Genomic DNA, 24,755 nt, shown 5'->3' with positions numbered 1-24,755 from the left:
CCGCGGTTACCAACTCGCTCGTCCATGCAACATGACGATGCCGCGCCGCCTGGAGCCTGGGCTGTGGCGCAACGCGGCAGACCATGCTGCGTCCGTGTGGGGCAAGTGACGCAACATCTCGACGGCGAACAACGATTTGGCGGGTCGCAGCAAGCGTGCGGGCCATGTCTTCCGCTAGATAAGGCTCGTCCGATGAGAAGGGGCCTTGTGCTCGTCGGATCGTGCGCTCGTCGCAATTTTGCCGCTGACCCGGAAGGCTCCGTCACGAGAGGCCACCGGGCCAGCGGCACCGACGAGCAGCCTCGCCCAGCCAAACCCTGTGGCCAGCGCCCCATCGGCCTGCGGTCGCCAATCCGCACTGAAGGGCTGCTGCCACCATCGCTCCGCAGATAGGATCAATGATGAAGCGCGTGAAGACTCATCCAGGCCCGCACCGATCGAAAGAGAGCACAGAGGTCCAAGACGCTCTGAAGACGTGCTTTCCCTCATTTGCTGGCGTCGCCGTATTCTCCGCGGTCGTCAACGTTCTGGCGCTCACGGGCTCCATCTACATGCTCCAGGTCTATGACCGCGTGCTGTCCAGCCGGAGCATCGCCACCCTGATCGGCCTTTCGCTGATCACGCTTGCGGCCTTTGCCCTCTCCGGCGGCCTCGACATGCTGCGCGGACGGATGCTGGCGCGCATCGGCGCCCGCTTCGACGAGCTCCTGTCCCACCGCGTCTTCGACCTCGTGGCCACGATGCCGCTCAAGGGCGCCCGGCAGGCCGAGAGCATGCAGCCGATCCGGGACCTCGACACGATCCGCGGCTTCCTCTCGAGCCTGGGCCCGACGGCCCTGTTCGACATGCCCTTCATGCCGATCTTCCTCATCGGCTGCTTCATGATCCATCCCGGCATCGGCGTCATGTCGGTGGTCGGCGGCGTGGTCATCATCATCCTGACCCTCTACACCGACGCCAAGAGCAAGGGTCCCTCCTTCGAGGTGACCAAGAGCGGCGCCGAGCGCCATGCCATGGCCGAGACCAGCCGCCGCAATGCGGAGGCGATCCGTGCCAACGGCATGCTGGGCTTCCTGGCCAAGCGCTACGACGAGGTGCATGTCCGTCACGTCAATGACGGCCTCGTCGCCAGCGAGTCCTCGGCCGGCATCAGCGCCTTCGCCAAGGTCTTCCGCATGGTGCTCCAGTCGGCCATCCTGGGCCTGGGCGCCTATTACGTGATCCAGGGGCAGATGTCGGGCGGCCTGATGATCGCCGGCTCGATCCTGATGTCCCGTGCGCTCGCTCCCATCGAGATCGCGGTCGCGCACTGGAAGGGCTTCACCGCCTCCCGCCAGGCCTATCGCCGCCTCGCGCATATCATGACCATCGTGCCGGCCCAGGGCCAGCGCATGCCGCTGCCGGCCCCCAAGGCCGCCCTGTCGGTCGAAGACGTCTATATCGGCGCCCCCGGCGCTTCGCTGCCCATCGTCCAGGCCGCCACGCTCCAGCTCCAGGCGGGCCAGGGCCTCGGCCTCATCGGCCCCAGCGCCTCGGGCAAGTCGACCCTCGCCCGCGCCCTCGTCGGCGTGTGGCCGACCCTGCGCGGCGAGATCCGCCTCGATGGGGCTGCCCTCGACCAGTGGGAGCCGGATCCGCTCGGCCGCAATATCGGCTACCTGCCCCAGGACGTGGAGCTGTTCGAAGGCACCATTGCCGAGAACATCTCGCGCTTCCAGCCGGACGCCAAGCCGGAGGATGTCATCGCCGCAGCGCAGACCGCCGGCGCCCATGAGCTCGTCCTCAATCTGTCGGACGGCTACGACACCCGCATCGGTGAAGGCGGCGCCTCGCTCTCGGGCGGCCAGCGCCAGCGCGTCGCGCTGGCCCGCGCCCTTTACGGCAACCCGTTCCTGGTCGTGCTCGACGAGCCCAATGCCAGCCTCGACGGCGCCGGCGACGAGGCCCTGAACCAGGCCATCCTCGCGGTGAGGAAGCGCGGCGGCATCGTCGTCGTCATCACCCACCGCCCGGCCGCGCTCGGCCAGGTCGACCAGGTCGCCATCATGGAAGAGGGCCGGATCAAGGCCGTCGGACCGCGCGACGAGGTCCTGCAATCCGTCATGAAACGCAATGCGGCGGCGCCGGCACCCGGGCGCCCGCAGCAGGCGCCAGCCACTCCGGCCGCTAACCTGCGAAAGGTCGGATAAATGTGCAGGCCAGGATGAAACCCATGATGAAACCCACCACGGCCGCCGCGGCGGCCCCGGTGCGAGCGCCCCAGTCCGCGCCGACAAGTCATTGGCGTAGAACAGCAAGGCGGGTGGATGCTTGTCCGCTAAGACTACGTCCTGTCGGGCTCCCCTGCGAAAGGTCGGATCAATGAACGCCATCATCGTCAAGTCTCCCGCTGTAAGGTCCCGGCACGCAACGGCGGTGCGCCGGTCTGCCATGACCGGGTTCGCCGTCATCGCTCTCTTCGGCGGAACCATCGGCCTGTGGGCGGCGACCTCGACCCTGTCCGGCGCCGTCGTCGCCGGCGGCCAGTTCGTGGTCGATACCAGCGTCAAGAAGATCCAGCATTCGACCGGCGGCATCGTCGGCGAGCTGAGGGTCCAGGAGGGCGACCGGGTCTCCCAGGGCGATCTCCTGGTCCGCCTGGACGAGACGATGACCCGCACCAACATGCGGGTCGTGACCAAGCAGCTCGACGAATATCTCGGCCGCCAGGCACGGCTCGAGGCCGAGCGCGACGGTTCGAAGATCGAGATGCCGGCGGAGTTCGCCGCTCGTCTGAACGAGCCGGCCGTTCAGAAGATCGTGTCGTCCGAGCGCACCCTGTTCATCGCCCGTGCTGCCTCTCGCGAGGCGCAGAAGGACCAGCTCAGAAAGCGCATTACCCAGTCCCAGGACGAGATCGGCGGATTGAGGGCGCAGCAGCAGGCGAAAGCCCGCGAGGCGGAGCTGATCGTCGGCGAGCTGAAGGCGGTCCGCGCCCTCTACCAGAAGAACCTGGTCCCGATCACGCGCCTGAACGCCCTCGAGCGCGATGCCGCCAGCATCGAAGGCCAGCGCGGCCAGCTCATCGCGGCTGTCGCCCAGGCGGAAAGCCGCATCGCCGAGACCCAGTTCCAGATCATCCAGATCGACGAGCAGATGCGCGCCGAGGCGATGCAGGAGCTGCGCGAGATCCAGGGCAAGATCGCGGAATATACCGAGCGCCGCGTGGCGGCCGAGGACCAGCTGAAGCGCATCGACATCCGTGCTCCCAGCGACGGCTACGTCCACCAGCTCAACGTCCACACCATCGGCGGCGTGATCTCGCCCGCAGAGCCGGTGATGAACATCGTCCCGATCAACGACAAGCTCGAGCTCGAGGCCAGGGTTCTGCCCAACGACATCGATCAGGTCAAGCTCGGGCAGCCATCGACGGTGAAGGTCCATGCCGCCAACGCGCGCATGGTGCCCGATCTGCATGGCAGCGTGAGCCGGATCTCGGCGGACGTGTCGCGGGATCAGCAGACCGGCACGACCTTCTACACGATCCGCGTTGCGCTGCCGCAGGACGAGATCAAGAAGCTCGAGAACATCCATCTGATCGCCGGCATGCAGGCGGAGGTGTTCGTCGAGGTGAACCAGCGCACCCCGTTCGAATATTTCTTCAAGCCCATGCAGGAGCAGATCGCCCGCGCCTTCCGCGAGCACTAAAACGACCGCGCGTTCGACAAGGCATTGCGCGCGTGCGTCCACGACGCACGCGCGCAAGACAATAACGAAGACGGAGGATGCACCGACATCCCTCAGACCAGAACCGGTAGCGCGCTCAGCGATTACCAAACCAACAGGGGCATACGACATTGGCTATTCTCTACATTTCACCGACAGGATCAGGGACGCGGGACGGCTCATCCCTGGCGAATGCCAGCACGATCTCGAACCTTTCAAGTCTCATCGGCAAGGCCGGGCCGGGCGGCCAGGTTCTCCTGCGTGCCGATCAGGGCGCCTTCAATCTATCGGGCCAAATCACCATCAAGAACGGCAGCGCAGGCGCACCGGTGACAATCCGGGGCGTGGATGCGAACGGCAACACCAAGATCGCTCAAATCAACGGCACCCGTGCCACCGACTGGACGACCGACAAGGCGGTCGGATCAGAGGTTTTTCGACTGCTCTCCGGTGCCGATCACCTCAAGTTCGAGGACATGGCCTTCAGCAACATTGGTGACGGGGCCTTCCGTATCGGTGCGGATATCACGGATCTAACCCTTCAGGACATGCAGGCGACGAACGTGAAGCGCTTCCTGGCCAATACCGTCTCAAGCGGCTATTCCAGCGCCAGCGTCAATGGTCTCACAGTGCGGAATGTCGAGGTCTACAAGTACTCCCACAACGCCATCAAGCTGCAGTACAACAGCAGCAACATCGTCATCGAGGACGTCATCGGTCGCGGCGACCCCGGCACGCCGGAGCAATATGTATTCGGCGTTGCGCTGGACGGCACCGCACATGACGTTCTCTTCAGAAACGTGACAATGCAGAACAGCTATGCCCGTGGTGCGAGCAACGTGTACTGGAACGGCGACGGCTTCACGACCGAGGGGGGCAATGACAACATCCGCTTCGAAAACACTGTAGCATTCGGCAATACGGACGCCGGCTACGATCTGAAGTCCAGCAACACGGTTCTGGTCAACGCGGTTGCCATAGGCAACAACCGCAATTACCGCTTCTGGAGCGACTCCATTACGATGGAAAGCAGCCAGAGCCTTGATCCGAAATACTTCGGTGGGAGTGCGTTGACCGATCACTTCTGGTTGGGCGACGGGGCGCACGGGACAATGACCGCCGGTTACATCTCGGACCAGAATGCCGGGCTGACCGTCTTCGACCTCTGGAAGACCGGTGCAGTGCTGGAGGTATACGATACAAGGATCGCCACGGCCGGAAAGCTGTCCGGGCTCAGCTCGAGCTCTGCTCTTCTCCTCGATGCAGCCAGCAGTGGCTCTGCTGTCGCTTACCCGTCGCCGAACGCTGCCGCATTACCCGCAGGCACTGCGCCGGGTGCGATCTTCGGGACGAACGGATCCGAGAGGCTAACCGGGACATCTGCCGCGGAGACGATGTTCGGCCACGGCGGCAACGACAAGATCAGTGGCAAGGGCGGCAGGGACATTCTCCTGGGAGGAGCAGGTCGTGACAATTTCGTGTTCGACACGAGGCCTGGTGATCAAGCCAGTGCCGCCACCATCACGGACTTCCGGCCGGGCGAGGATGTCATCAGCCTCGACAACGGCGTGTATGGCAGACTCAAGGACGGGGCCTTGACGTCAGCGACCTTCGTTGTCGGGGCCAAGGCTCTCGATTCGGACGACTACGTGATCTACGAATCCAGGTCCGGCGCACTTTTCTATGACCCTGACGGAAGCGGCGCCACGGCTGCGATACAGGTTGCAACGCTCGGCAACCGCGCGCAGCTTACAGCAGGCGATTTCTACGTGATCTGATCGAACGCCACTCCGGCACGGTTCAGCGCAGCGATGCCGACAGTTGAACCGCGCCGCTCGTCTGTAGCAGAGCAGGTTATCACGAAGGCAGGCTCGATCCGGCGTTGCTGGAGGCAGACGCTGCTCAGTTCCAAAGAACACGTCAATTCCGGCATAATAGTCGATGGCTGTCCCTCATGATGCTTGGGGCCGATCCGCTCGGACCCCGTTCCAACACCATCACTCTGAGGGACAGCCACCCCATTGCGCTACTATGCGAGCGGCAGGCCCATTACGGATCTACGTCACTGCAATCGGTAGATCGCCTGTCTCACGCCAAAATGCTTAGTGACACTCGGACTGAAACCCGGGCTCAAAGGACTCTCTCGGCTCCGTTGTAGGAACTAAAGCGCTTTTGATCTGGGCCTGAATCGATTTGGGTGGTCTGTGCGTTGACGGGAATACGGCCCGGGAGGCCAGCCATGCTCCAGCCCTATTCTCCTGATCTGCGTGAGCGCGTTCTGGCTGCCTGCGAGCGCGGCGACGGCAGCCAGGTTGAGATTGCCCATCGCTTCCAGGTCTGCCCCGCCACCGTGGCGAACTGGCGCCGCCAAGAGCGCGAGGAAGGCCGACGCTGCCCCAAGCCGCACAGCGGCGGCGTGCCCTCGCGCCTGGATACGGCAGCCTTGGAGGTGCTGCGCCAGCTCGTCATCGAGGACAATGACGCGCTGCTGCGCGAGTACCGCGAGCGCCTGGCCGAGAGAACCGGTGTGACGGTGTGTCTGGCGGTGATCTGCGAGGCGCTCAAGCGGCTCAAGCTGCGTCCTAAAAAAAGACGCTTCGGGCGGCCGAGCAGGAGCGGCCCGAGATTGCTGCCGAGCGCGAGGCCTATCGCCAGCAGATGAGTGACATCCCCGCTGAACGCCTGGTGTTCCTGGATGAGAGCGGTGTCACCACCAAGATGGCCCGCACCATGCCCGAGCCCCACGCGGGCAGCGCGCCTATGGCTCCATCCCGCTCGGCTCGTGGCAGCGGCTGACGGTCTTGGGGGCACTCGCCTGTGAGGGCCTGATCGCGACGATGAGCATCGAGGCATCCACCTCGACCGCCGTGCTGCTGGCTTATCTCGAGCAGGTGCTGGTGCCCAAACTCCGGCAGGTGAAGCCGGATGCGGTTCTGGTGATGGACAACCTGCGCCCGCACCATGCAACCGAAGTCGTTGAGCTTCTCGCCCAGGCCGGGATCGGAGTGTTGTACCTGCCTCGCTACTCACCTGAATTCAACCCGATCGAACAGGCCTGGGCCAAGGTGAAAGAGCGGCTCAAGGCGAAAGCCGCGCGCACGCTCGAAGCCTTGGAGGCGGAACTCAAACCAGCCCGCGATACCATCACAGCAAAAGATGCCACAGGCTGGATCAGGCACGCCGGCTATGCCCCACACTGAAAACAAAAGCGCTTTAGGAAAGGGTGTAACGAATCCATCTGGAAGCTTTTTTCAGACCGTGAGGCCGAATAACTGATTGATGAGAAGGATGCGGCCGAGGGCATCCTCGACTTTCTCTTTTGCCTTCAAATGCGCGGCAACATGATCAGAAGAAAGATTGATCTGGTTCGAACAAGAGAGCCCACTCGTATTCCTTCTCCACCGGATCAAACGGCATCAGTCCAGCTCCGGGCGTAAACGTCATTTCGCCAAAATAGAGCTGTCCCGCGACGGAATAGAGATCAACACGGACATAATTGAAACCTTCCGATAAGTTCTCCGCCACAGCGAGCATATCCTTCAAATTTTGCGGCGGCAACAATTCCTGGCTTGAAACGGATGGGTGACCGAGGCTCAGATTGATTGGTATCCAGTCTGCCGTAAGAAAGTTCATTTTATGATTGGTGAAGCGGTCGCTGTGGACCTGAATGATTTGTGTCAACACCTGATTGCTGCGGAAGCAGTGGATTTTGTAGTCCTTGGGGGGCTTTCCTCCATCTGCCAGCAGCGTTTCGAATATGATGTGCGGTGGGATATTCTGGTAATGACACTCCCGCTGCTTACTATAGAAGTTCTGCTTCAACCAACCGGCCGCCTTGAAACGTAACTGCTCGACGTCGGCCTCTGCTTTGCTCCAAACTAGTTCGACCCAGCGAGAGCCATGACTTGCCTTCATGACGAATGCAGGAGGGAGGTTTTCGAATGCAAAGTTTTCAATATCCGATGTTACGGCGTAGATCGGGATGAGATAGGCTTCTCCGATGCGCCTCCTCACATACTCCCTGACCCGGACTTTATCACTTAGAATAGTAAAAACTGGCTGGGGAAAGAGTCTCCGGAACGCAATTCGCTCGCTGAAGCTTGGTTGATGCCGAAAATCGGGTAAATGCCCGTGAACAAGATAATGTGTAAGGTAAACAATCGCTATGTCGCTCATACATTTAAATAAGACTTCGCGCGCGCGGCCATGAAGCAACCTCTCTCGTGCGATCCTCCTAAGCGCACTGGTCATTTCATAGCGAGCTCGATTTTTAGGCCAGAATTGTTCCAACGCTGTATGCTCCCTATAGGAATCTTAGCATTGATTTTGAATCTCGATTGGCTCTCGACCTGTCAGGTGTTTGTAACAACGAGAACTGTCTCGCCGCATGTACATTCGGCATCCATGAGCTCCCGCCTCGAAAATGGGAGCGCTCTTGGGGAGCCACGCCTACTTAGCTTTCGCACCTCCTGAACAAGGCTTGACCCGTGCCCGGCTATTGATGGCCGCGCTAACTACTTCTCTCACGGGATGTCTGAAAAGATACACCGCCACAATCCAGGAAGCGCCGCCTCCTGTTCCGAGGATGAGAAGATTTGCGATCGGATGGGTTTCGCCCAGCGCGCCAGACAGGGACAACGCAAACGGCAACCCTAGACTCGCCGCAGCGACACCCGCGCTTCGGGAAACAGCCTTTACAAGCTCACACCAATGAATTCCATATGTTCGGAATAGAAGGTATTGGGTGATTACGACGCTGTACCCGTGAACGATGATTTGGCTCGCCGCTACAAACGACAACGAATAATGCGCCGCCACGTAGATCACACACACACGAGCAGGTTGAATGGCTAACTCGCGACGGAATGCAGTTTTAACGTGACCGGTTCCTATGAAAAGATCTCCAGATAGTGCTGTAGGTGCCCATATGATCGAGCCGATGCATAAGATCTGCGCAATTTGAATCGATTGGGTCCAATTTGGCCCCAGCACCAATCTCACGAGGTCCGGCATACCAAGACATGCAAGACCGAAGGCTGGCCAAACGAGAACGACGTATAGCGATGTTAGTCGCAAGTATATCAACTTCACGTTTGCGCCTTCACGGTGCGCGCTCGCGAGAGTTGGCAGAACAGCTGGCATGAACGGCTGCGTGAGAAGATTGTTAATAGGCCTGAGGAGCCCTCGCGCTCGACTGTAGATGCCAACCTCTGAGAAGCCGAGAATCTTGCCAATAATATACTCAGGTGCGCTTACGCCTGCGTTTGCCAGAAGCGTCGCACCTGTGGCATAGCCTCCAAAGTTCGTGATTGTTTTCCAATTATGCAAAGATGGCCGAATGAGAACATGCCTCGGTGCGTGGAAGGTCAATAAAATAATAGATGTCGCATTGCCTAGCAGGGCGCCGAGCGGAGCGCTCTCATAGCTCGCGCCGCCGAGGGCGAACGCAATCGTCGCTAAAAGACCGATTATGCCCGATGTTGTATTAACGAGACACAGAGTTCTGAAATCAAGTTTCCGCCGTAGCAGGGCCCTAGCCGGTAGACCAAAAGGCTGAAGGATCGCAAGGGCGGCACAGAGCCTTAGAACGTGAGATAATCCTTCGTTGCCGTAGAGTTGTGCGAGTACATGCGAACTGGCAAATGTCACAAACCCAGCGATCGCAGACGTCACCAAAGCTATACCAAACGCTCCTCGAATAGCAGCCTCGGTCGGGTCAGTTTGCAGGAGGTAGGAAGATGTTCCGAAGTCGCGGAGCGACTGTATCAAGGACGCGATCGCGAACCCAACAACATAAGTGCCAATCTCATGAGGAGTTAGAAACCTGGAAAGCGTGATCATGCCGAGGAACGATAGTCCGACCGCAACGTACTTCTCTATCGCGGAGTAGATGAACGTGCGCGGATTATCCATGTTCGCCCCGAGTTGGTGAGGTCGCAAAATCGCTTCTTACTTTTCTATAATAGCGGACCCGCCTTGGCCAGATGCTGTAGAATCAATGACTTAGTGCCGCTGCGACCACTCGCGAAAGATTCTTCCCCCACGAAGCACTCGCGCCAAGAGGTGGCTGCAAACCGCGGATGACGCGTCCAGTGATCCCACAGGTCCTCGTGCCGGAGGCATCGTCATATATGGGTACTCCCCTCTAGCCTGAACGGGCTAAATTGTGCGAAGGAAATCGCGAATTTCGCATAAGCGCCAGCATGGAATCGGCCGGGGTGCGAGGCTAATCTCTCTGAAGATCAGACCCTGCAAAAAGAAAACGCCCACTCTCGCGAGGAGCGCTCTCAGGTCCGACCCGTAGGAGCAAGTGTCGCCTTTGTACCCAGGCCGCCTTGTCTGTCGAAAACACCACCAACAGACTGTGACAACTCATACCGATCCGCGTTCCTTGGCGAGTGTCGTGTCACGCACCCTCCAGACGGCAGGGCTGGTCCAGCAGGGCCAGGGGGATCACGGAGATCGACCGCACTGGGCTCGAGGAGACGGGTTGCGAAAGCTACGGCCGGATCCGGCGGATCTATCAGCGCCTGCTGCCCGGCACGTATTCACCCGTCCCCTCGCGGTAGAGGATCCTCGGCAAAAGAGAGCGCCTTGAACCGCGAACGCTGAGCAACGGGCCACGCAAGTTCACCTAACGTCGAGGATGAAATCTCGAACAAACTGAGAAGCTGTCCCAACCTGTAATCCCAAGGGGCGAGAACATTAGCCCGACTGGGCTAAGAACATCGACTCGTGCGAAACGGACCGTGGATTTCGCAGAACACCCAGGATGGAACGGGCCTGGCGCAGTCGGTCTGGCTCCAACCGAACAAGTCATTGGCGTAGAACAGCAAGGCGGGTGGATGCTTTTCCGCTAAGACCTCGTCCTGTCGGTGCACACGGGGCAGTACCGGTGCCGCATCCGTCCGCCTGCAAGGAGCCGATCCAGAGCGCCAGCAGGCGGACGGGATGCCCTTTCGATGACGAACTTATTTTCTCTTACTGGTTCATATCGCGGATGCCGCGCTTCTATTTCGACTACTCCGTTGGCTCAGCTTCCAGCCACGATGAGGCTGGTTCTGAGATCGACAGCCTTCACGCGGCATACGTGAAAACTTAATCCATTCGAGCGCACCCTTCGCGTGCAGCGGCTATAAGTGTAACTACTGTAACCTCTCCAAAGGAGAGCCCCTAAATGGTAATCGTGTTGATGCTAGCTGCCTGGGTAGGCGGGTTGATAACAGCCATTGCACTCTGGCCCTTTGGTCGGCTCATTGCGCTTGCTGGCGCGCCATTCGGGGGAAGTGCCCTAGTGCTCATAGTGGCTGTCCTCGTGGCTTTGCGGGACGCCTACGCAAAGAAAGCTCGTCCGAACCAACACCTGAGCACAAGCACGCTACCGCTAATTCGCCAGCGCCCGAGACGCTACTAACCAGTTTCATCTCGTCATTTCATACTGCTTCATCTCGTCATTTCATACTGCGCCTTAGACGAATTTGCGTGGTCGAGATCGAGGCCGGGCGCATCTCAGTTTCGCATAAGCGACAGTATGGCACGCGTTCTGAAGGTTTTCGAAAGTATTCGCGTAGGCTTATGGGGCATCGCACCGGATGTTCAGTAAATTCTACTGTGAAGTACACATTAGCCAGTGCGCGAATACTGGCGAATGCTTAGCACGGCATAGGCTAAAGAAGGTATTGTCAGGTTGGCGAAGGTTCGGGCGTATGGCAGGGTCTCGGGCATGAGCACAACGTCCAACCCGTACCGCGGCTTCCGCTTTCCGGCGGAGATCATCAATCAGGCCGTCTGGTTGTATCACTGCTTCAGTCTGAGCTTGCGTGACGTCGAACCGATCCTCGCGGCGCGAGGCATCGTGGTCAGCTACGAGACCATCCGCGAATGGAGCCTCCGCTTCGGACGGACCTTCGCGAAGTCGCTCAGGCGGCGCCGGCCACAGCCCGGAGACAAATGGTTTCTGGATGAGGTGTTCGTCCGCATCCGAGGCAAACTGCACTATCTCTGGCGGGCCGTTGATCAGCACGGAAACGTGCTCGATGTACTGTTGCAGGGTCGCCGCAACAAGACGGCCGCCAAGCGCTTCTTCCGCAAGCTGCTGAACGGTTTGTGCTACGTGCCCAGAGCCATCGTGACTGATAAACTTGGATCCTATGGTGCCGCCAAACGCGAGATCCTGCCGAGTGTTGAGCATCGGCAGAGCCGGTATCTCAACAACCGCTGCGAGGTCTCGCACCAACCCACCCGAATGCGTGAGCGCCACATGCGGCAGTTCAAATCAGTCCGGCATGCCCAGCAATTTCTCGCCATTCATAGCTCGATCCACAACCACTTCCAGCTCCACCGTCACCGTCTTTCCGCCAGTGAGTATCGTGTGGCCCGAGACCACGCCTTTGCTAACTGGCGCGAGCTTGCTGGGCTGCCCTCGCAGGCTAATCTGGCCTGACTCAATGGTTGCTCCAGCGGCAGCGTCGTCTACTCGGCCTCAAGTTGACAATACCGCGGGCTGGCCGTCCGGCCTGCCGAGACCGATGAACAATTGGCGATAGCCCTGACGCGCGCTCGGCAGCGACACGAAGTCCCGGTAGCCTTGGACGAACATCGCCTCGACCTTGCCGCCACCGAGTGCGGCATTCGCCGCTTTGGGATCCTGCAACAGCTTTCCGAGTTGGGCTGGCGCGCTTTGGTGGGCATCCGCGAGCACGTCCAGCCAAATGGTGTTGACGCCCGGCGGCACCTCGTCCGGGGCCTCCACTCGCTCTTCGGCCGTGCGCAGGTCGTAATCGGTCCTGAGGCCCAGCGCCGCGATCCTCGCGAGGTCATCGGGGCTGATCCTGCTGAGTTGATCGGATCGGTAAATCCATTCCAGAACGGACGACAGCCCCATCGTGCGCGATGTACCCTCCGAGGTCACGCAGTTTCGGCACGGACCTTATGCCAAGGCTTGGCCCGGGTGCCTCCTTGGCCGGCTGAGCAAGCACCCTGGTCGCGGGCCCGCCGAGCAGGAAGGCGGCCACGAGCAGCAGAGGAAGGAGAAAGTTCCGTGGCCGCAACGTAAGGCTATTCCACTCGGTGGAGACACGCAGCCCTATCAGCAAGGGCATCTTGAACACGATGCTGGTCAGGGGGTGACGGGGATGAAGTCTTCCATCCGGCGTGCAGGTCGGGCTCGTCATGGGACGCCTCCCCGGTTGTCTTCGTGTCTCTCGGCCGACAGAGCCCTATCAAAGTGTCGTCGAGTGTGGCTTTGCCAATGGGTGTCTCTCAATACAGCTCATTTGCGGACGTCCGGCCAAGTTCGGTGCGCGCCGGCGGCGCTCGCTCCCGACCCGATTGCCGGAGTCGCGGAATCCTGGACATGCTTCGGCTTCGATGGATATCGGGGAAAACCCTGAGAGAGGCTCAGGGTAGTCCTGACTCCGTGAAGGTCTCCTACGGGTCGGGATGTGCCAAAACTCGAACAGGCTCGGCCTTGCCGAACGATTTGTACAAGTTCACGCTTCTGCACTGGGAATTTCCCGGTCAATCGAGGCTTGCAGGAAATTAAATTGCTCCATGGAGCGACCTGATCGCGTTTTGACACATTGGGTAATCGCGGAGCGAGTCGCCCTCAGGCCAGACGGTCACTGCATGGAAGAGCGGGTGGTTGTTCCCCGATAAGATGGAAAGACGGGCTCTCGACTGGACGCCGGGCCCAAGCATCGAACGGAGAACAACCATGGGTGAGTCTATCGGTCTTGACGTGTCGTTGAAAGAGTTGGCGATTTCTGTGCGGCGGGATGGCAAGCGGATCTGGCGCGGCAAATGCCCCTCGGATCCACACCTGATCGCGGAGGTTCTGCGCAAGCGTGCACCCGAGCCAAAGCGGGCGGTGTTCGAGACTGGTCCTTTGTCGGTATGGTTCTACCATGCGCTTCGAGCCGAGGGGCTGCCGGCGATCTGCATCGATGCTCGTCATGCCAAGGCCGCCCTCGACATGGCGCCGAACAAAACCGACGCCAATGATGCCGATGGCCTGGCCCATCTGGCTGAAGTCGGCTTCTACCGCGAGGTGCGGGTGAAAGGGTATGACAGCATGCTGGTCCGCACACTGGTGGCCGCACGAACCCGATTGGTCCAGATCACAACCGAGCTGTCGAACCAGATCCGCGGGCTCATGAAGACCTTCGGGTTGGTCGTGCCGCGCGGCAAAGGCGGCACGTTCGAAACCGAAGCCCAGCGCCTGCTGGTCGGTCAAGCGGAACTCGCCCGGATCATCCTGCCGATGCTGGAGGCCTGGCGCAGCGTGCGCACCCGGGCATCGGTCCTGGGGCGCCAGCTTCTCGCCAGCGCCCGGCAGAGTGCGGCCTGTCAGCAGTTGATGTCGATCCCCGGGGTGGGGGCGATCACCGCCACCTCGTTCACAGCCGCCATTGAGGATCCTGCCAACTTCAAGACGTCGCGCTCGGTCGGCGCCTGGCTGGGCCTGACGACCCGCCGTTATCAGTCCGGGGAGGTCGACTATGACGGCCACATCTCGCGGCGCGGCGACGCTCATCTGAGAGGGCTGCTCTATGAAGCCGCGACCGTGATCCTGACGCGCACTCATGCCGACAGCGACCTGCGCCGATGGGGGTTGATGCTTCGGGAGCGGATCGGCTTCAAACGCGCGGCGGTGGCCGTGGCCCGCAAGCTGGCGGTCATCATGCACGCGATGCTCAAGTCCGGCGAGGTGTTCAACCGGGCGGTCAGCGCCCCTGCCTGATCCAGAGAATTCGGATGCGCCTGCCCTGAGGCGTGCTGAGGCGTCCCTGCCGGGACGTGGACGAACCATTCCGCCGTGGCTGTTGCACCTGCGCGCCAGCAGGCCCGGAGCGTGCGTTTGACACCTTGGAAGGTTCCTCCCGCGGAGCCCCATCATGCGGCGACTACTGTCGACCGCGAAGACGACACTGCTCCCGGCAAACCACAGCCTCGACACCAAAAAGGGCTTGCATTCCAACGAGCGATTAGACGACAGCCTCGGTCAGGCAGTGACGTTCAGTGACGTTTCGGAATGTCGGGTCAGGTGAGGAATGCCGCCCTTGGGCTTGGGTCTCAGGTGCGCCGTGATACTACCTTGCAGCGTTGTCGTCCTGAGCAGACAGGTTGAGCACGAACCGGGTGCCCGGTCGGGCATCCTGCCATTCCAGACGGCCACCGAGCTGTCGGCTCAGGCTAGCGACAAGCCGCATCCCCAGGCTCCTGGCACTAGCCGGATCGAAGTCTGATGGCAGCCCGACGCCGTGGTCCATCACCTCGAGCCGGAACTGCTCCGGGCTATCCGATGTCAGTTCGACCCAGACTTCGCCAGGAGCTTCGGGGTAGGCATACTTGAAGGCATTGGTCACGAGTTCATTGACCAGAAGGCCCAGCGGGACGGCAAGGTCGGTCGGAACGATCACCGGATCGATGCTGCATCCCACCGTGAAATGGGGCGCCGCCTCCTGAAGCTTGGCGCACAGCTCGCCGAGGAACTCGGCCAGATCGACGGAGCGCATCTCATTATGCCGCCACAGGCGGTCATGGACCTGCGCGATGGTGTGCACGCGGGCCTCGGCATCGGCCAGGGCCCGGCACAGGTCCTCGTTGCCGGATGCCCGCCCCTGCATGTTCAGCAGGCCAGCCACGAGCTGGAGGCTGTTCTTCACGCGATGGCTGATCTCCCGGGTCAGCACGTCCTGCTCCTCCAGCGCCTGCTGAAGAAGGGCCTTGTTGGCCCTGAGTTCTTCCTCCGCCTGCTGCCGCTCGATAGCGACGCCCAGCAGGTTGGCGAACCCCTGCATGAAGGCGAGGTCGTGCTCGGTGAATCGGCCCCCGGTTGGGCTGTCCACCTCGAGGATGCCAAAGGCGCCGCCATCGCCTTGGATGATGACGTTGATGGCCCGCCTGACGCCATGATCGGTGAGGAGCTTCGGGGTGCGGAAGCGGGTTTCCTCCGCCAAGTGATTGGAGATCACGGGCTGTCCCGTCCTGAGGGCGAATCCCGAGGGGCTGTCCAGGTCGGTTCCCGTGCGGGCGACGCCGACCACCCCCGGCTTCCAGCCCACCCCGGCCCGGACCACGAGCTCGTCCTCGGTGGGCAGGAACTCCATGACCTTGCAGAACTCGCTATGCAGCCCTTCGGCGCACGTCCGGACGGCCTCCTGGAGGAGGGCGTCGATGTCACGGGTCTTGAGGGCAAAGATACCAAACCGTGCCGAAAGTTGCTGCTGGCGCAGGCGATAGGCGAGCTCGTCGGCGGCATCGCCGCCCTGCTCGGGTGCGATCGGCTGCGCTCCATCGAGGTTCGAGTTCATGGCCCCGCTCCCACTGTTCTTTGCCTTGAAAAACTTAGAGCACCTTGGAAGCCGGAAAGCCAGTTCAGGAAACTCCTGACCCGCCGGTGGCTGATCTTGGCGATGCGGGATCGGCAGGCTCGAGGGGCGCGTCGACGGTGCCCGCAGGACCGCTTAGGAACAAGGCGTAGCTTTCCACACGCTGAGCCCGGGACCCTGCCCAGCGCCTTGAGAGCAACCATTTGCGCCATTCGCAGGATCCTTATGGATCTTACGGAGTGGTAACTCACGAAAGTAACCTACATTAAAGCCCATCCATCCACGAGGTCATCGCTGAAACGGCCAGGACGCTTTGCGATCTCGCAGAGACAGAAACGGTGGCTTGGTGCATCTTTGACAATACGGCAGCCTTCACTGCGACGGGCGATGCACTCGGCACCATGACACTTCTTCAGTCCCAGGCACCCCAGGATCGTTAGTTTGACGCAAGGGCGCAGGCAGATCCTAGTCGACGAGCAAGGGCATTGGGAAATGTCCGGTGTCGGGGCTGCCTCCAATGGGCATCGTAGCGTGAGTTCCCGGACGGTTGGTGAGATGTAACAACCGCGGCGACCGCCAAGTGCCTATTTTGTCCTTGTCGGGTTCATCTGGGATGCGAACATGTCCTGCCATTGTTCGAAGCCTTTGACGGCAGTCGGCAACCAGGCCCTGATCATCGCATCCGGCTCCATCGCCTTCAGGTTGGCGGACAGGCGCTCCTGCATCTCGTTCATCAAATGCTGTTGCATGGGCTGCACGTCCGGCATGCCGAAGAAGGCGCGTGCTTCCTCCGGTGTGCAATCAACGTTCATGGTGACCTTCATCTCGAACGATCCTTTCCCAGGTTATCGACTCGGCGGGCGTCGGTTGCCATGGCAGCAGCGGTTAGGGAGCTGGTTCGGTGTTGCTGCCCATGATCCGGTTCGCGCCCCCTGTCCCCGACCCTGAGGCCGTAATCCGGGACGGACGACACGGTCGCTTCGTGGCAACATCAGCCGTGACGCATGGTGAACACCGCGTGATCGAGCCAGGGAGCGTTGTCCATCCTCCCCGAAGGGATACATGGTGGCTGTCACGGAAACTGATCTGGTGATCCGGTGCGGTCCCTGTCATGGCCGGCACCCCGTTCCGGTTACGGGCACACAGGTCGCGGTCCTCGACCGCGACCTGTGTGCAAGGTGAGGCGTTGCTTTCGTGATCTTACTTGCGGCCGGAGGCGATCGCGGGTCGCGTCCTGCCGGAACGATGGCTCTCGTCGGAGTGCTGGATCTCGATCTCGTCCCGACGGACGGTGTCCCGCACGGTCTCGGTCCGTTGGGTGCGTTCCCGGCGCACGACGACCTCTTCCCTGACCTTCACGCTCTTGCCGACCACGGGCCTCTCGGTCGTTTCGATCATCTCGATCGTGACCTCGGTCAGGGTCTCGCCCATCACGGCATCGGTGACCGGCTTGCGCCGTTCCACGATGACCTTCTCATCATACAGCGTCACCTGCTGCTGAACCGGGGTTTCCACGACAACGCGGCGCACGGTGGTGGTGCCGCTGGTCACGGTTTGCTTGCCCACGACCAGGGTCTCTTCGGCGAGCGGAATGACCTCCTCGGCCTGCGAGGATGGTTGGCCATTGATGGGACGCGCCACGGCACGGCCCAGCGGAGCCGTCCATAGGTTGAACATCGAATCCCAGAGGACCGAGCCGGTACTTATGGGTGCCGTCGCGACCCGCTGAGCGACCTCTGTCGTGCTCCGGACCATCTGCTTGGCACTCTCGGCTGCGACCTCACCCGTCCGTGCGACGGCATCCACGGTCTGCCGGACGGCCATGCGGGCCTCCTGCGCGCGCTCGGCCTCGTCCTGCTGCTCGGCAAGGAGCCTCGCTTCCTGCTCGCGCTCGAGCCTCGCCTCGATGCGGCGCTGTTCGGCCTCCACCTGCCGGGCCTCCTCGATCTCCGCCTTCTCGGCTTCGATGCTGTCGACGATGGCCTGGGCTTCCTCGTCGCTCAGCGCCTTCAGGACCGCCGGCAGCAGCTCGTTCTTCCCGTCGCGCACGCTCTGCTGATGGATCTTGCGCAACTCGGCCACCTTGGTGGCGAACTCCTCGTCATCCTTTGGCAAGGTCTCAAGCTCGTCGAGAAGCACTCTTGTCTGCTTGTTGTCGGCGAGCGCTGCGGACACGAGCGCCTTGGTGGCCTTGTGTTTCCTGAGCACCGGGAACAGGTGCTCCTCTTCGAGCCTGGCGAGCAAATCCAGCTCTGCCTTGAGATCCGCGAACAGCCTCTCGCGCGTCTTGATCGCACCGTCCGAGGTATCCACGAGCTTGGCGAAGAGTTCGTTGGCCTTGGCCGGACCGGTCTGAAGCAGTTGCCTGATGGTCGTCATGTCGTCCTCATGGAAAATTGGAGCCAGACGCAATACTGGATAGTGACGTTGATGCCCGAGCCGATCTTCAGACGTCGCAGCAGCAGGGCGCAGCAATGGCCCTCCGAGGCGATCGGACCGCAGAATCAACCGGACTTTGAAGAGCGGCGGCGCAGGCGCTGGGAAAGACTACCTCGCAACGGCGAACGGCTTTTGCTGCGTCGCAACATGGCAACGGCTCCGAACCTGACCGGTTCCTTGCCTGACGGCAGTTTCCTGACGATCCCACACGGCTAAGCGGGGCTTGGGAGCGTTTCGGTTGCCCGGGCGTTGTCGCACCGGGCCGGGCCGGCGCTCACGACCTACGGCGGCCTGGAACCGTAATCGATGCCAGATCTGAAGCCCAAGCTCGCCGAACGGGACATTCTCCCCCCGGGTCCCTCTTCTGCCGGCCTTGGCATCGTCGGCATGATCGCCCTCGTCATCGCGGCTCTGTACGTCGGCCGCGAGGTCTTCGTTCCCGTGGCGCTCGCCATCCTCCTAAGCTTCGTTCTGGCACCGCTCATCCGGCTGTTGCAGAAGGCGCATGTGCCCCGGGCGCTGGCCGTGATCGGCGTCGTACTGGTCGCCTTTGCCGGCATTACGGTGCTTGCAACCGTAATGGCGACGCAGGTCACCCAGCTCGCCGGGGACCTGCCGCGCTACCAGGTCACGATGCGTGAGAAGGTGCAGTCCCTGCGCGGCTCCGCCGCCAGCAGCAGCGCCCTCGAACGGGCCGCGGACGTGTTGCAGGACCTGGGCAAGGAACTCGACAGGCCGCAGGCCGGGACATCCCCGCCGGCCAACCCGCTGACGCCGAACAGCGTGCCTGCTACCGAGACGAAGCCCATCCCGGTGGAAGTACGCCAGCCCGACCCAGGCGCCCTGCAAACCCTCGGCGCCTTCATCACCCCGCTCATCCATCCGGCCGCGACCACCGGGATCGTGATCATCTTCGTGATCTTCATTCTGGTGCAACGGGAGGACCTGCGGAACCGCCTGATCCGCCTCGCAGGGTCGCACGATCTCCAGAAGACCACCGCAGCGCTCGACGATGCCGCCGGGCGTCTGAGCAAGCTGTTCCTGACCCAGTTGGCTCTGAACGCGGCCTTCGGCGTGGTGATCGGCATCGGCCTGTATTTCATCGGAGTGCCGAGCCCAGTGCTTTGGGGCATCCTTGCAGCGATCCTGCGCTTCGTGCCCTACATCGGTGCGTTCATCTCCGCTGCCTTTCCGCTGGCCCTGGCAGCGGCCGTCGATCCCGGCTGGTCGATGCTGTTGATGACGGCCGCGCTGTTCATCGTCATGGAGCCGCTGGCAGGCCACGTGGTCGAGCCCCTCGTCTACGGCCACAGCACGGGATTGTCTCCCGTGGCGGTCGTCGTCGCGGCGACGTTCTGGACCTGGCTCTGGGGGCCGATCGGACTGGTGCTGGCAACCCCGCTGACCGTGTGCCTGGTCGTGCTCGGCCGGCACGTGGAGCAGCTCGAGTTTCTCGATGTCATGCTCGGAGACCGCCCCGCTCTGTCGCCGCCGGAGATCTTCTACCAGCGCATGCTGGCCGGTGATCCCGCGGAGGCAGCCGACGTGGCGGAGGAGTTCCTGAAGGAGCGCTCGCTCTCCGTCTACTACGACGAAGTGGCCTTGTCCGGTCTGCGGCTCGCCCGCGCCGACGCTCTGCGTGGCGTCCTCAACGAGGACCGACTGGAACGCGTGAGGGCGACGGTCGAGGAATTGGTGGACGACCTCTCCGACCATCCGGACCAGGAGCCGAAATCCGGCCGCACCGACGATCCGGAGGCGGCCGCCGCCGTCGAGGCCAGCGAAGGCGAGAGCGGCAGGGCCGACCTTCCGACCCTAATGCCGGAGGATCTCAATCCGCGCTTCCGGGGCGAGACGCCGATCCTGTGCATTGCCGGCCAGAGCCCGGTCGACGAGGCCGCTGCCATGATGCTGGCGCAGCTCCTGACCAAGCATGGCCTTCGCGCCCGGGTGGAAAGCGCAGCCTCGCTATCGGTCCAAGCCGTTGCGAGGATCGACGATGCCGGCGTCGCGATGGTGTGCTTGTCCTATCTCGATGCCGGAAGCCCGGCTCACATGCGCTACGCGGTGCGTCGCCTGCGCCGCAAGATGCCGCAGGCGCGAATCTTGTTGGGGTGCTGGGTCGAGGGAATGGACGCTACGGCTGCCACGGTCCTGCGGGAGGCGGCCCGGGCGGATGTCGTGGCTACCAGCCTGCGCGAGGCAATGGCTCAGTGCCTGGACATGGCCAGGAAAGAGGTAATCGAGGGCTTGAAGGGATCCATTGCGATCAGCGCTGCGTCATGAGATTCGTTGCGCATGAGGCTACAGCGCCGAGATCGCCGCCAACCTCGGCACGAGCCTCCTCGGCGAGAACGCTATCGCCGTCGAGGCCAAGCGAGGCCGCCGGCCCAGCACAAGGATGCCTCGGTGCCTATCGGCGTCGTGGTCAACGAGATCGCCACCAACGCGATCAAGCATACCTTTCCGTCCCGCAAGGGCGCGATCCGCATCGGCCTGAAACGGCAGGTGGACGACTTCATCCGGCTGTCCGCACGGACAACGGGATCAGTCCGGACGCGGCAGCGGGCCCAAAAGGGACGGGCTTCGGAACGCGCTACATTGGCGTGTTCGTGCGGCAGTTGGACGGCACGCTGAGCCGGTCGTCGAGCGCGGCCGGCAGCTCGTTCGACATCCGCCTGCCGGTCGCCATCCTCGCCACCTGAGGCCGCCCTCCGCGGGAATTCACGGGCGCCCTTGCGCCGAGCGGACATCCTTGATCAACCGATGCTGTCCTCGTGCGCATCATCGATTTCAGCCAGCCGAATGTCCGCCAGGGTCTTGAAGGTGCCGGCCGGGAACTGCTCGAGATAGGCCCGGAACATTGCCGGGTTGTCGCTGTCCTTGACGGTGTCCCAGAACGCGAGTTCGACGGCCGAGCCCTCCGGCGGAGCGGGAGGCCGTTCCAAGGTCTCGGGCTTGGCCAGCCGATCCCGCGCCAGGGGCGCGAAGATACCGTCGGGATAACGCTCGAGATAGGCCCCGTACTCGTCCGCCTCCCCGCTCGCTTGGACCGACTGCCAGAACTCGAGCTCGATCGCGTCCTGCGACAGGTCCGCGGCAACGCCGCTCGAGAGCGACGGCTCCGGCGGTCCCGGGATCTCACGGAGTTCGGTCGTACCGTCGGGATCGAACAGGATGCGGAAGGCCCGGACCGGGCGGGCGATGTTCTTGACGCTGTGCTCGCCAAGGTCGTCGAACTCATAGTCGCCCCGATCCCGGATGTGGTCGCGCACGCCCCGCGTAATGCAGATGCTGCCCGGTTCCGCCAGGGACTCGAGGCGGGAGGCGACGTTGACGCCGTCGCCGAAGATGGTGCCGTCCTTGACCAGGACGTCGCCGATGTTGATGCCGATGCGCAGCCGCATCCGGCGCTCCGGAGGCAGGTTGGCATTGGCCTTGTGCAGGGCCTGCTGGATTGCCACCGCGCAGTGCACGGCATCGACGACGCTTGCGAACTCGGCCAGGACGCTGTCGCCGGCCGTGCCCGAGATCTGTCCGCGCCCGGCGGTGATGAGGTCGTCGATGATCGTGCGGTGGGTGGTGAGGATGGCGAGCGTGGCGTCCTCGTCCTGGTGCATCATGCGGCTGTAGCCCGCCACGTCGGCGGCCAGGATGGCGACGAGCTTACGCTCGAGGGGAGGCGCTTCCACGATAACGGGCTCCGGCGGCAGGGTGGGAAGGACGCCTCTGAAGACGCCTCTGAGGGAGCGCCGTTCCCACGGGCCTTGCCTCGATGGCGTTGCACCCTCGGACAGCGCGGATCGTCGGTCCATCACAGCGGGTGGGAATGATTTTTGGCTAGGTTGTCGGATACTCCGGTCAAGATTCAGGCAACCCCTGCCGAATTTCCATGCCCGATGCAGTGATTGGGAGGGAAGGTGCGGCGTTGACTGGCCAAGCCGTGCCCGTTCCCTAGGGCGGCAAAGGACCGAGCCGTCGGTCGCAGCACCTGCTCCGGCAACGCAAGGAATGCGCCGATGAAGCTCTTCAAGTGCCAGGCCTGCGGCCATCTCGTCTATTTCGAGAACCGCGCCTGCGAGTGTTGCGGCCATCGCCTCGGCTACCTGCCCGATGCCGGCACGCTCTCGGCGCTGGAGCCCGATGGCGGCACGACCTGGCATGCGCTGGCCCGGTCCGAGGGGGCCGACCGCTTCTGCGCCAATGCCGAGTTCGACGCCTGCAACTGGCTGGTCCCGGTCACCGCGGGCGACGCGTATTGCACCGCCTGCCGCCACAACGGCCTTATACCGGACCCCTCGGTCCCAGCCAACCTGGCCGCATGGCGCGTGATGGAACGGGCGAAGCACCGGCTGTTCTATACTCTGCTCAAGCTCCGGCTGCCCTTGGTCACACGGGCCGAGGATCCGGAGCATGGGCTGGTCTTCGAGTTCCTGGCCGAGCCGCCCGCGAACGATGGCCCCAAGGTGATGACCGGACATGACGAGGGCCTCATCACCATCGCGCTCAGCGAGGCCAACGATCTCGAGCGCGAGAGGCGGCGCACGGCCATGGGCGAGCCGTACCGCACCCTGCTCGGCCATTTCCGACATGAGGTCGGCCACCACTACTGGGACCTGCTCGTGCGCGATGGCGGCCGGCTCGAGGCCTGCCGGGCCGTCTTCGGGGATGAGCGGGAGGATTACGGCGAGGCCTTGCAGCGCTACTACCGCACAGGAGCGCCGACCGACTGGCAGGAGCGCTTCGTTTCGGCCTACGCGACGACGCATCCCTGGGAGGATTTCGCCGAGACCTGGGCACACTACCTGCACATCGTCGACACGATCGAGATGGCGGAGGCCTTCGGCATGCGGGTCGGCCCGCCGCTGGACGACAGCGGCACGCTGTCGGCCGACTTCGGCGTCGATGCGGACAGCGGGGCTGACATCGGACGGGTTGTCGAGGATTGGTTGCCACTCACGTTCGCACTCAACAGCCTCAACCGCTGCATGGGCCAGCGCGACCTCTATCCCTTCATCATCAGTCCGCCGGTCGTCGAGAAGCTCGGCTTCATCCATGGCCTCGGGCGGGATGCGGGGCAATAAGGGTCGCAACGGATCCATCCAGCGGGAGCAGCCGTGCGAATCCTTATGGGATCTTCAGGACTTGCCCCCGGCAGTGACGGATGCAAGGAACGCTATGGTCCTGGCGGCTGGTCGTGGACGACAACGAGCGGGTCAGGACGCCTTGCGTCCCAGGTCGCGCTCGACGCGCCGCAATGCGAGCAACAGATCGATCTGATCGTCTGGGATGGGTTCTCCCTCGATTTCGGCAAAGACGGCTTGGAGATGGGCTCCAAGATGCTTTCGCGTATCAGGGGCAAGAGGCGGAGCTGCGGGCTTCCGGTCCGGGCGTCCCTCGTTACTCATGAGCCTACCTATCCGTACTCTGGCACCAGCCTCTGGAAGCCTTCCTGCCATTGCGGGGAAGCATCGCTGCGCATGGTTAACAGACCGTAAACGAACCCCCGTCGGATATTGGGAGCCCGCAAGCTGCCGGAGATATCGGCAACCCGCATGCTGTCCCGTCAAATCTCACCCCAGCCACGCGGGTAGCGCCAAATGGCCTTTGTGATGGGCGGCGACTGACTTCAACGCGGGCGCCCCTGCTCCCGCGTCCTTACTCCGCGGTTGAAAGCAACCCAGCCTGTTACATCTGATGGGCGATGACACAACCCATCCTGACCGAACGCTCCCATCCCGCCGCGATCCCTTCCCTCACCGACGCCATCCAGACCCATCTCGGGCGCGAGCTGCGCGTCCTCTACGGCAATCCTGACGCGGAGAAGATGCCCCGAAGCCTGACCCGGCTGCTCGATCGGGTGGCGCAGGTCATCCGGGCCCACACGGAGCCGGTGGACCAGGCCTTCGGCGACGAGCTCATGGGCAGCCTGAAGTCGCTGCGGGCCTACGCGATCTCGCTGACCCGGGACATCCACCAGGCCGAGGATCTCGTCCAGGAGACGGTGCTGAAGGCGATCGGCCGGCAGGAGACGTTCGAAGCCGGCACAACCTCCAGGCCTGGCTCATGACCATCCTGCGCAACCTGTTCGTCTCCTCCCGCCGCACGAAGCAGCGTGAGGTCGACGATGCGGACGGGTCCCACGCGGCAATGATGATCACGATCCCGGATCAGGAGGACCGGCTGGCGGTCCAGGACCTCCACACCGCCCTCGCCAGGCTGCCCCGGGAGCAGCGCGAGGCCCTGCTGCTTATCGGTGCAGAGGGTCTGTCGTACGAG

Annotated in this window: 21 protein-coding genes and 1 pseudogene; 14 read left to right on the top strand and 8 right to left on the bottom strand. The window is 62.5% G+C overall.

Going from position 1 to position 24,755, the window contains the following annotated elements:
• Positions 1-401 precede the first annotated feature (401 nt).
• From BB934_RS30225 to BB934_RS30205, 6 genes are all read left to right on the top strand, one after another.
• Entirely contained in the window at positions 402-2,189 is a 1,788-nt protein-coding gene (locus tag BB934_RS30225) for a type I secretion system permease/ATPase (protein WP_418294794.1), read from the top strand.
• 172 nt (positions 2,190-2,361) lie between these two features.
• The gene (locus tag BB934_RS30220) at positions 2,362-3,687 is read left to right on the top strand and encodes an HlyD family type I secretion periplasmic adaptor subunit (protein WP_099513608.1); all 1,326 of its coding nucleotides are present in this window, start codon (positions 2,362-2,364) and stop codon (positions 3,685-3,687) included.
• 149 nt (positions 3,688-3,836) lie between these two features.
• Entirely contained in the window at positions 3,837-5,483 is a 1,647-nt protein-coding gene (locus BB934_RS30215) for a calcium-binding protein (RefSeq protein ID WP_099513607.1), read from the top strand.
• Between the two features lie 461 nt (positions 5,484-5,944).
• Positions 5,945-6,367 carry a helix-turn-helix domain-containing protein gene (locus tag BB934_RS30210; RefSeq protein ID WP_099513606.1) on the top strand — a complete coding sequence of 141 codons (423 nt, stop codon included), beginning with the start codon at positions 5,945-5,947 and terminating at the stop codon, positions 6,365-6,367.
• A complete protein-coding gene (locus BB934_RS47510; RefSeq protein WP_157934407.1) occupies positions 6,364-6,501 on the top strand; it encodes a hypothetical protein in 138 nt (45 codons plus the stop codon). Before BB934_RS30210 ends, BB934_RS47510 begins: the two co-directional genes overlap by 4 nt.
• The gene (locus BB934_RS30205) at positions 6,474-6,905 is read left to right on the top strand and encodes a transposase (protein ID WP_099513605.1); all 432 of its coding nucleotides are present in this window, start codon (positions 6,474-6,476) and stop codon (positions 6,903-6,905) included. The genes BB934_RS47510 and BB934_RS30205 overlap by 28 nt, the downstream gene beginning before the upstream one ends.
• A gap of 145 nt (positions 6,906-7,050) precedes the next feature.
• Here the strand turns inward: BB934_RS30205 and BB934_RS30200 are convergent, their stop codons facing one another.
• Together BB934_RS30200 and BB934_RS30195 are read right to left on the bottom strand one after the other, a co-directional pair.
• On the bottom strand, positions 7,051-7,995 hold the full coding sequence (locus BB934_RS30200) for an ATP-grasp fold amidoligase family protein (RefSeq protein ID WP_157934406.1): 945 nt from the start codon (positions 7,993-7,995) through the stop codon (positions 7,051-7,053).
• Positions 7,996-8,154: 159 nt separating this feature from the next.
• Positions 8,155-9,618 (bottom strand): oligosaccharide flippase family protein, encoded by a 1,464-nt coding sequence (locus tag BB934_RS30195; RefSeq protein WP_099513603.1) that lies wholly within the window; start codon positions 9,616-9,618, stop codon positions 8,155-8,157.
• Between the two features lie 1,810 nt (positions 9,619-11,428).
• On the opposite strand from BB934_RS30195, the gene BB934_RS30185 reads away from it, so the two are divergent.
• Positions 11,429-12,148 (top strand): IS6 family transposase, encoded by a 720-nt coding sequence (locus BB934_RS30185; RefSeq protein ID WP_099513601.1) that lies wholly within the window; start codon positions 11,429-11,431, stop codon positions 12,146-12,148.
• 39 nt (positions 12,149-12,187) lie between these two features.
• Here the strand turns inward: BB934_RS30185 and BB934_RS30180 are convergent, their stop codons facing one another.
• On the bottom strand, positions 12,188-12,589 hold the full coding sequence (locus BB934_RS30180; protein ID WP_099513600.1) for a tyrosine-protein phosphatase: 402 nt from the start codon (positions 12,587-12,589) through the stop codon (positions 12,188-12,190).
• A gap of 831 nt (positions 12,590-13,420) precedes the next feature.
• On the opposite strand from BB934_RS30180, the gene BB934_RS30175 reads away from it, so the two are divergent.
• Entirely contained in the window at positions 13,421-14,446 is a 1,026-nt protein-coding gene (locus tag BB934_RS30175) for an IS110 family RNA-guided transposase (protein WP_099513599.1), read from the top strand.
• Between the two features lie 349 nt (positions 14,447-14,795).
• Here the strand turns inward: BB934_RS30175 and BB934_RS30170 are convergent, their stop codons facing one another.
• From BB934_RS30170 to BB934_RS30160, 3 genes are all read right to left on the bottom strand, one after another.
• The gene (locus BB934_RS30170; protein WP_099513598.1) at positions 14,796-16,019 is read right to left on the bottom strand and encodes a sensor histidine kinase; all 1,224 of its coding nucleotides are present in this window, start codon (positions 16,017-16,019) and stop codon (positions 14,796-14,798) included.
• 602 nt (positions 16,020-16,621) lie between these two features.
• Complete coding sequence (locus BB934_RS30165; RefSeq protein WP_418294786.1) at positions 16,622-16,849, bottom strand: DUF6489 family protein; 228 nt, start codon at positions 16,847-16,849, stop codon at positions 16,622-16,624.
• A gap of 388 nt (positions 16,850-17,237) precedes the next feature.
• The gene (locus tag BB934_RS30160; protein WP_099513596.1) at positions 17,238-18,416 is read right to left on the bottom strand and encodes a DUF2382 domain-containing protein; all 1,179 of its coding nucleotides are present in this window, start codon (positions 18,414-18,416) and stop codon (positions 17,238-17,240) included.
• A gap of 51 nt (positions 18,417-18,467) precedes the next feature.
• Here BB934_RS30160 and BB934_RS30155 point away from each other — a divergent pair, with 51 nt between their 5' ends.
• From BB934_RS30155 to BB934_RS47505, 3 genes are all read left to right on the top strand, one after another.
• A complete protein-coding gene (locus BB934_RS30155; protein ID WP_099513595.1) occupies positions 18,468-18,692 on the top strand; it encodes a hypothetical protein in 225 nt (74 codons plus the stop codon).
• A 90-nt stretch (positions 18,693-18,782) separates the two neighbouring features.
• Entirely contained in the window at positions 18,783-20,762 is a 1,980-nt protein-coding gene (locus tag BB934_RS30150; RefSeq protein ID WP_099513594.1) for an AI-2E family transporter, read from the top strand.
• 123 nt (positions 20,763-20,885) lie between these two features.
• On the top strand, positions 20,886-21,113 hold the full coding sequence (locus BB934_RS47505; protein ID WP_157934405.1) for a hypothetical protein: 228 nt from the start codon (positions 20,886-20,888) through the stop codon (positions 21,111-21,113).
• A 122-nt stretch (positions 21,114-21,235) separates the two neighbouring features.
• On the opposite strand, the gene BB934_RS30145 is transcribed toward BB934_RS47505, so the two are convergent.
• Positions 21,236-22,168 carry an adenylate/guanylate cyclase domain-containing protein gene (locus BB934_RS30145; protein WP_099513593.1) on the bottom strand — a complete coding sequence of 311 codons (933 nt, stop codon included), beginning with the start codon at positions 22,166-22,168 and terminating at the stop codon, positions 21,236-21,238.
• A gap of 327 nt (positions 22,169-22,495) precedes the next feature.
• Between BB934_RS30145 and BB934_RS30140 the strand changes: the two genes are divergently transcribed.
• Positions 22,496-23,560: a zinc-binding metallopeptidase family protein gene (locus BB934_RS30140; protein WP_099513592.1), complete on the top strand. Its 1,065-nt coding sequence runs from the start codon at positions 22,496-22,498 to the stop codon at positions 23,558-23,560.
• A 132-nt stretch (positions 23,561-23,692) separates the two neighbouring features.
• On the opposite strand, the gene BB934_RS30135 is transcribed toward BB934_RS30140, so the two are convergent.
• The gene (locus BB934_RS30135) at positions 23,693-23,884 is read right to left on the bottom strand and encodes a NepR family anti-sigma factor (protein WP_099513591.1); all 192 of its coding nucleotides are present in this window, start codon (positions 23,882-23,884) and stop codon (positions 23,693-23,695) included.
• A 296-nt stretch (positions 23,885-24,180) separates the two neighbouring features.
• On the opposite strand from BB934_RS30135, the gene BB934_RS30130 reads away from it, so the two are divergent.
• The gene (locus BB934_RS30130; protein ID WP_099513590.1) at positions 24,181-24,546 is read left to right on the top strand and encodes a sigma factor; all 366 of its coding nucleotides are present in this window, start codon (positions 24,181-24,183) and stop codon (positions 24,544-24,546) included.
• Positions 24,543-24,725, top strand: a pseudogene (locus BB934_RS51090) (RNA polymerase subunit sigma-70); the annotation flags it as partial. The gene BB934_RS30130 and the pseudogene BB934_RS51090, both read left to right, overlap by 4 nt.
• Positions 24,726-24,755: the final 30 nt, after the last annotated feature.

This window comes from Microvirga ossetica, assembly GCF_002741015.1.
GTDB classification, from domain to species: domain Bacteria; phylum Pseudomonadota; class Alphaproteobacteria; order Rhizobiales; family Beijerinckiaceae; genus Microvirga; species Microvirga ossetica.
The sequence above is the reverse complement of the archived record's forward strand: the minus strand, read 5'-3'. Positions and strand labels throughout refer to the sequence as shown.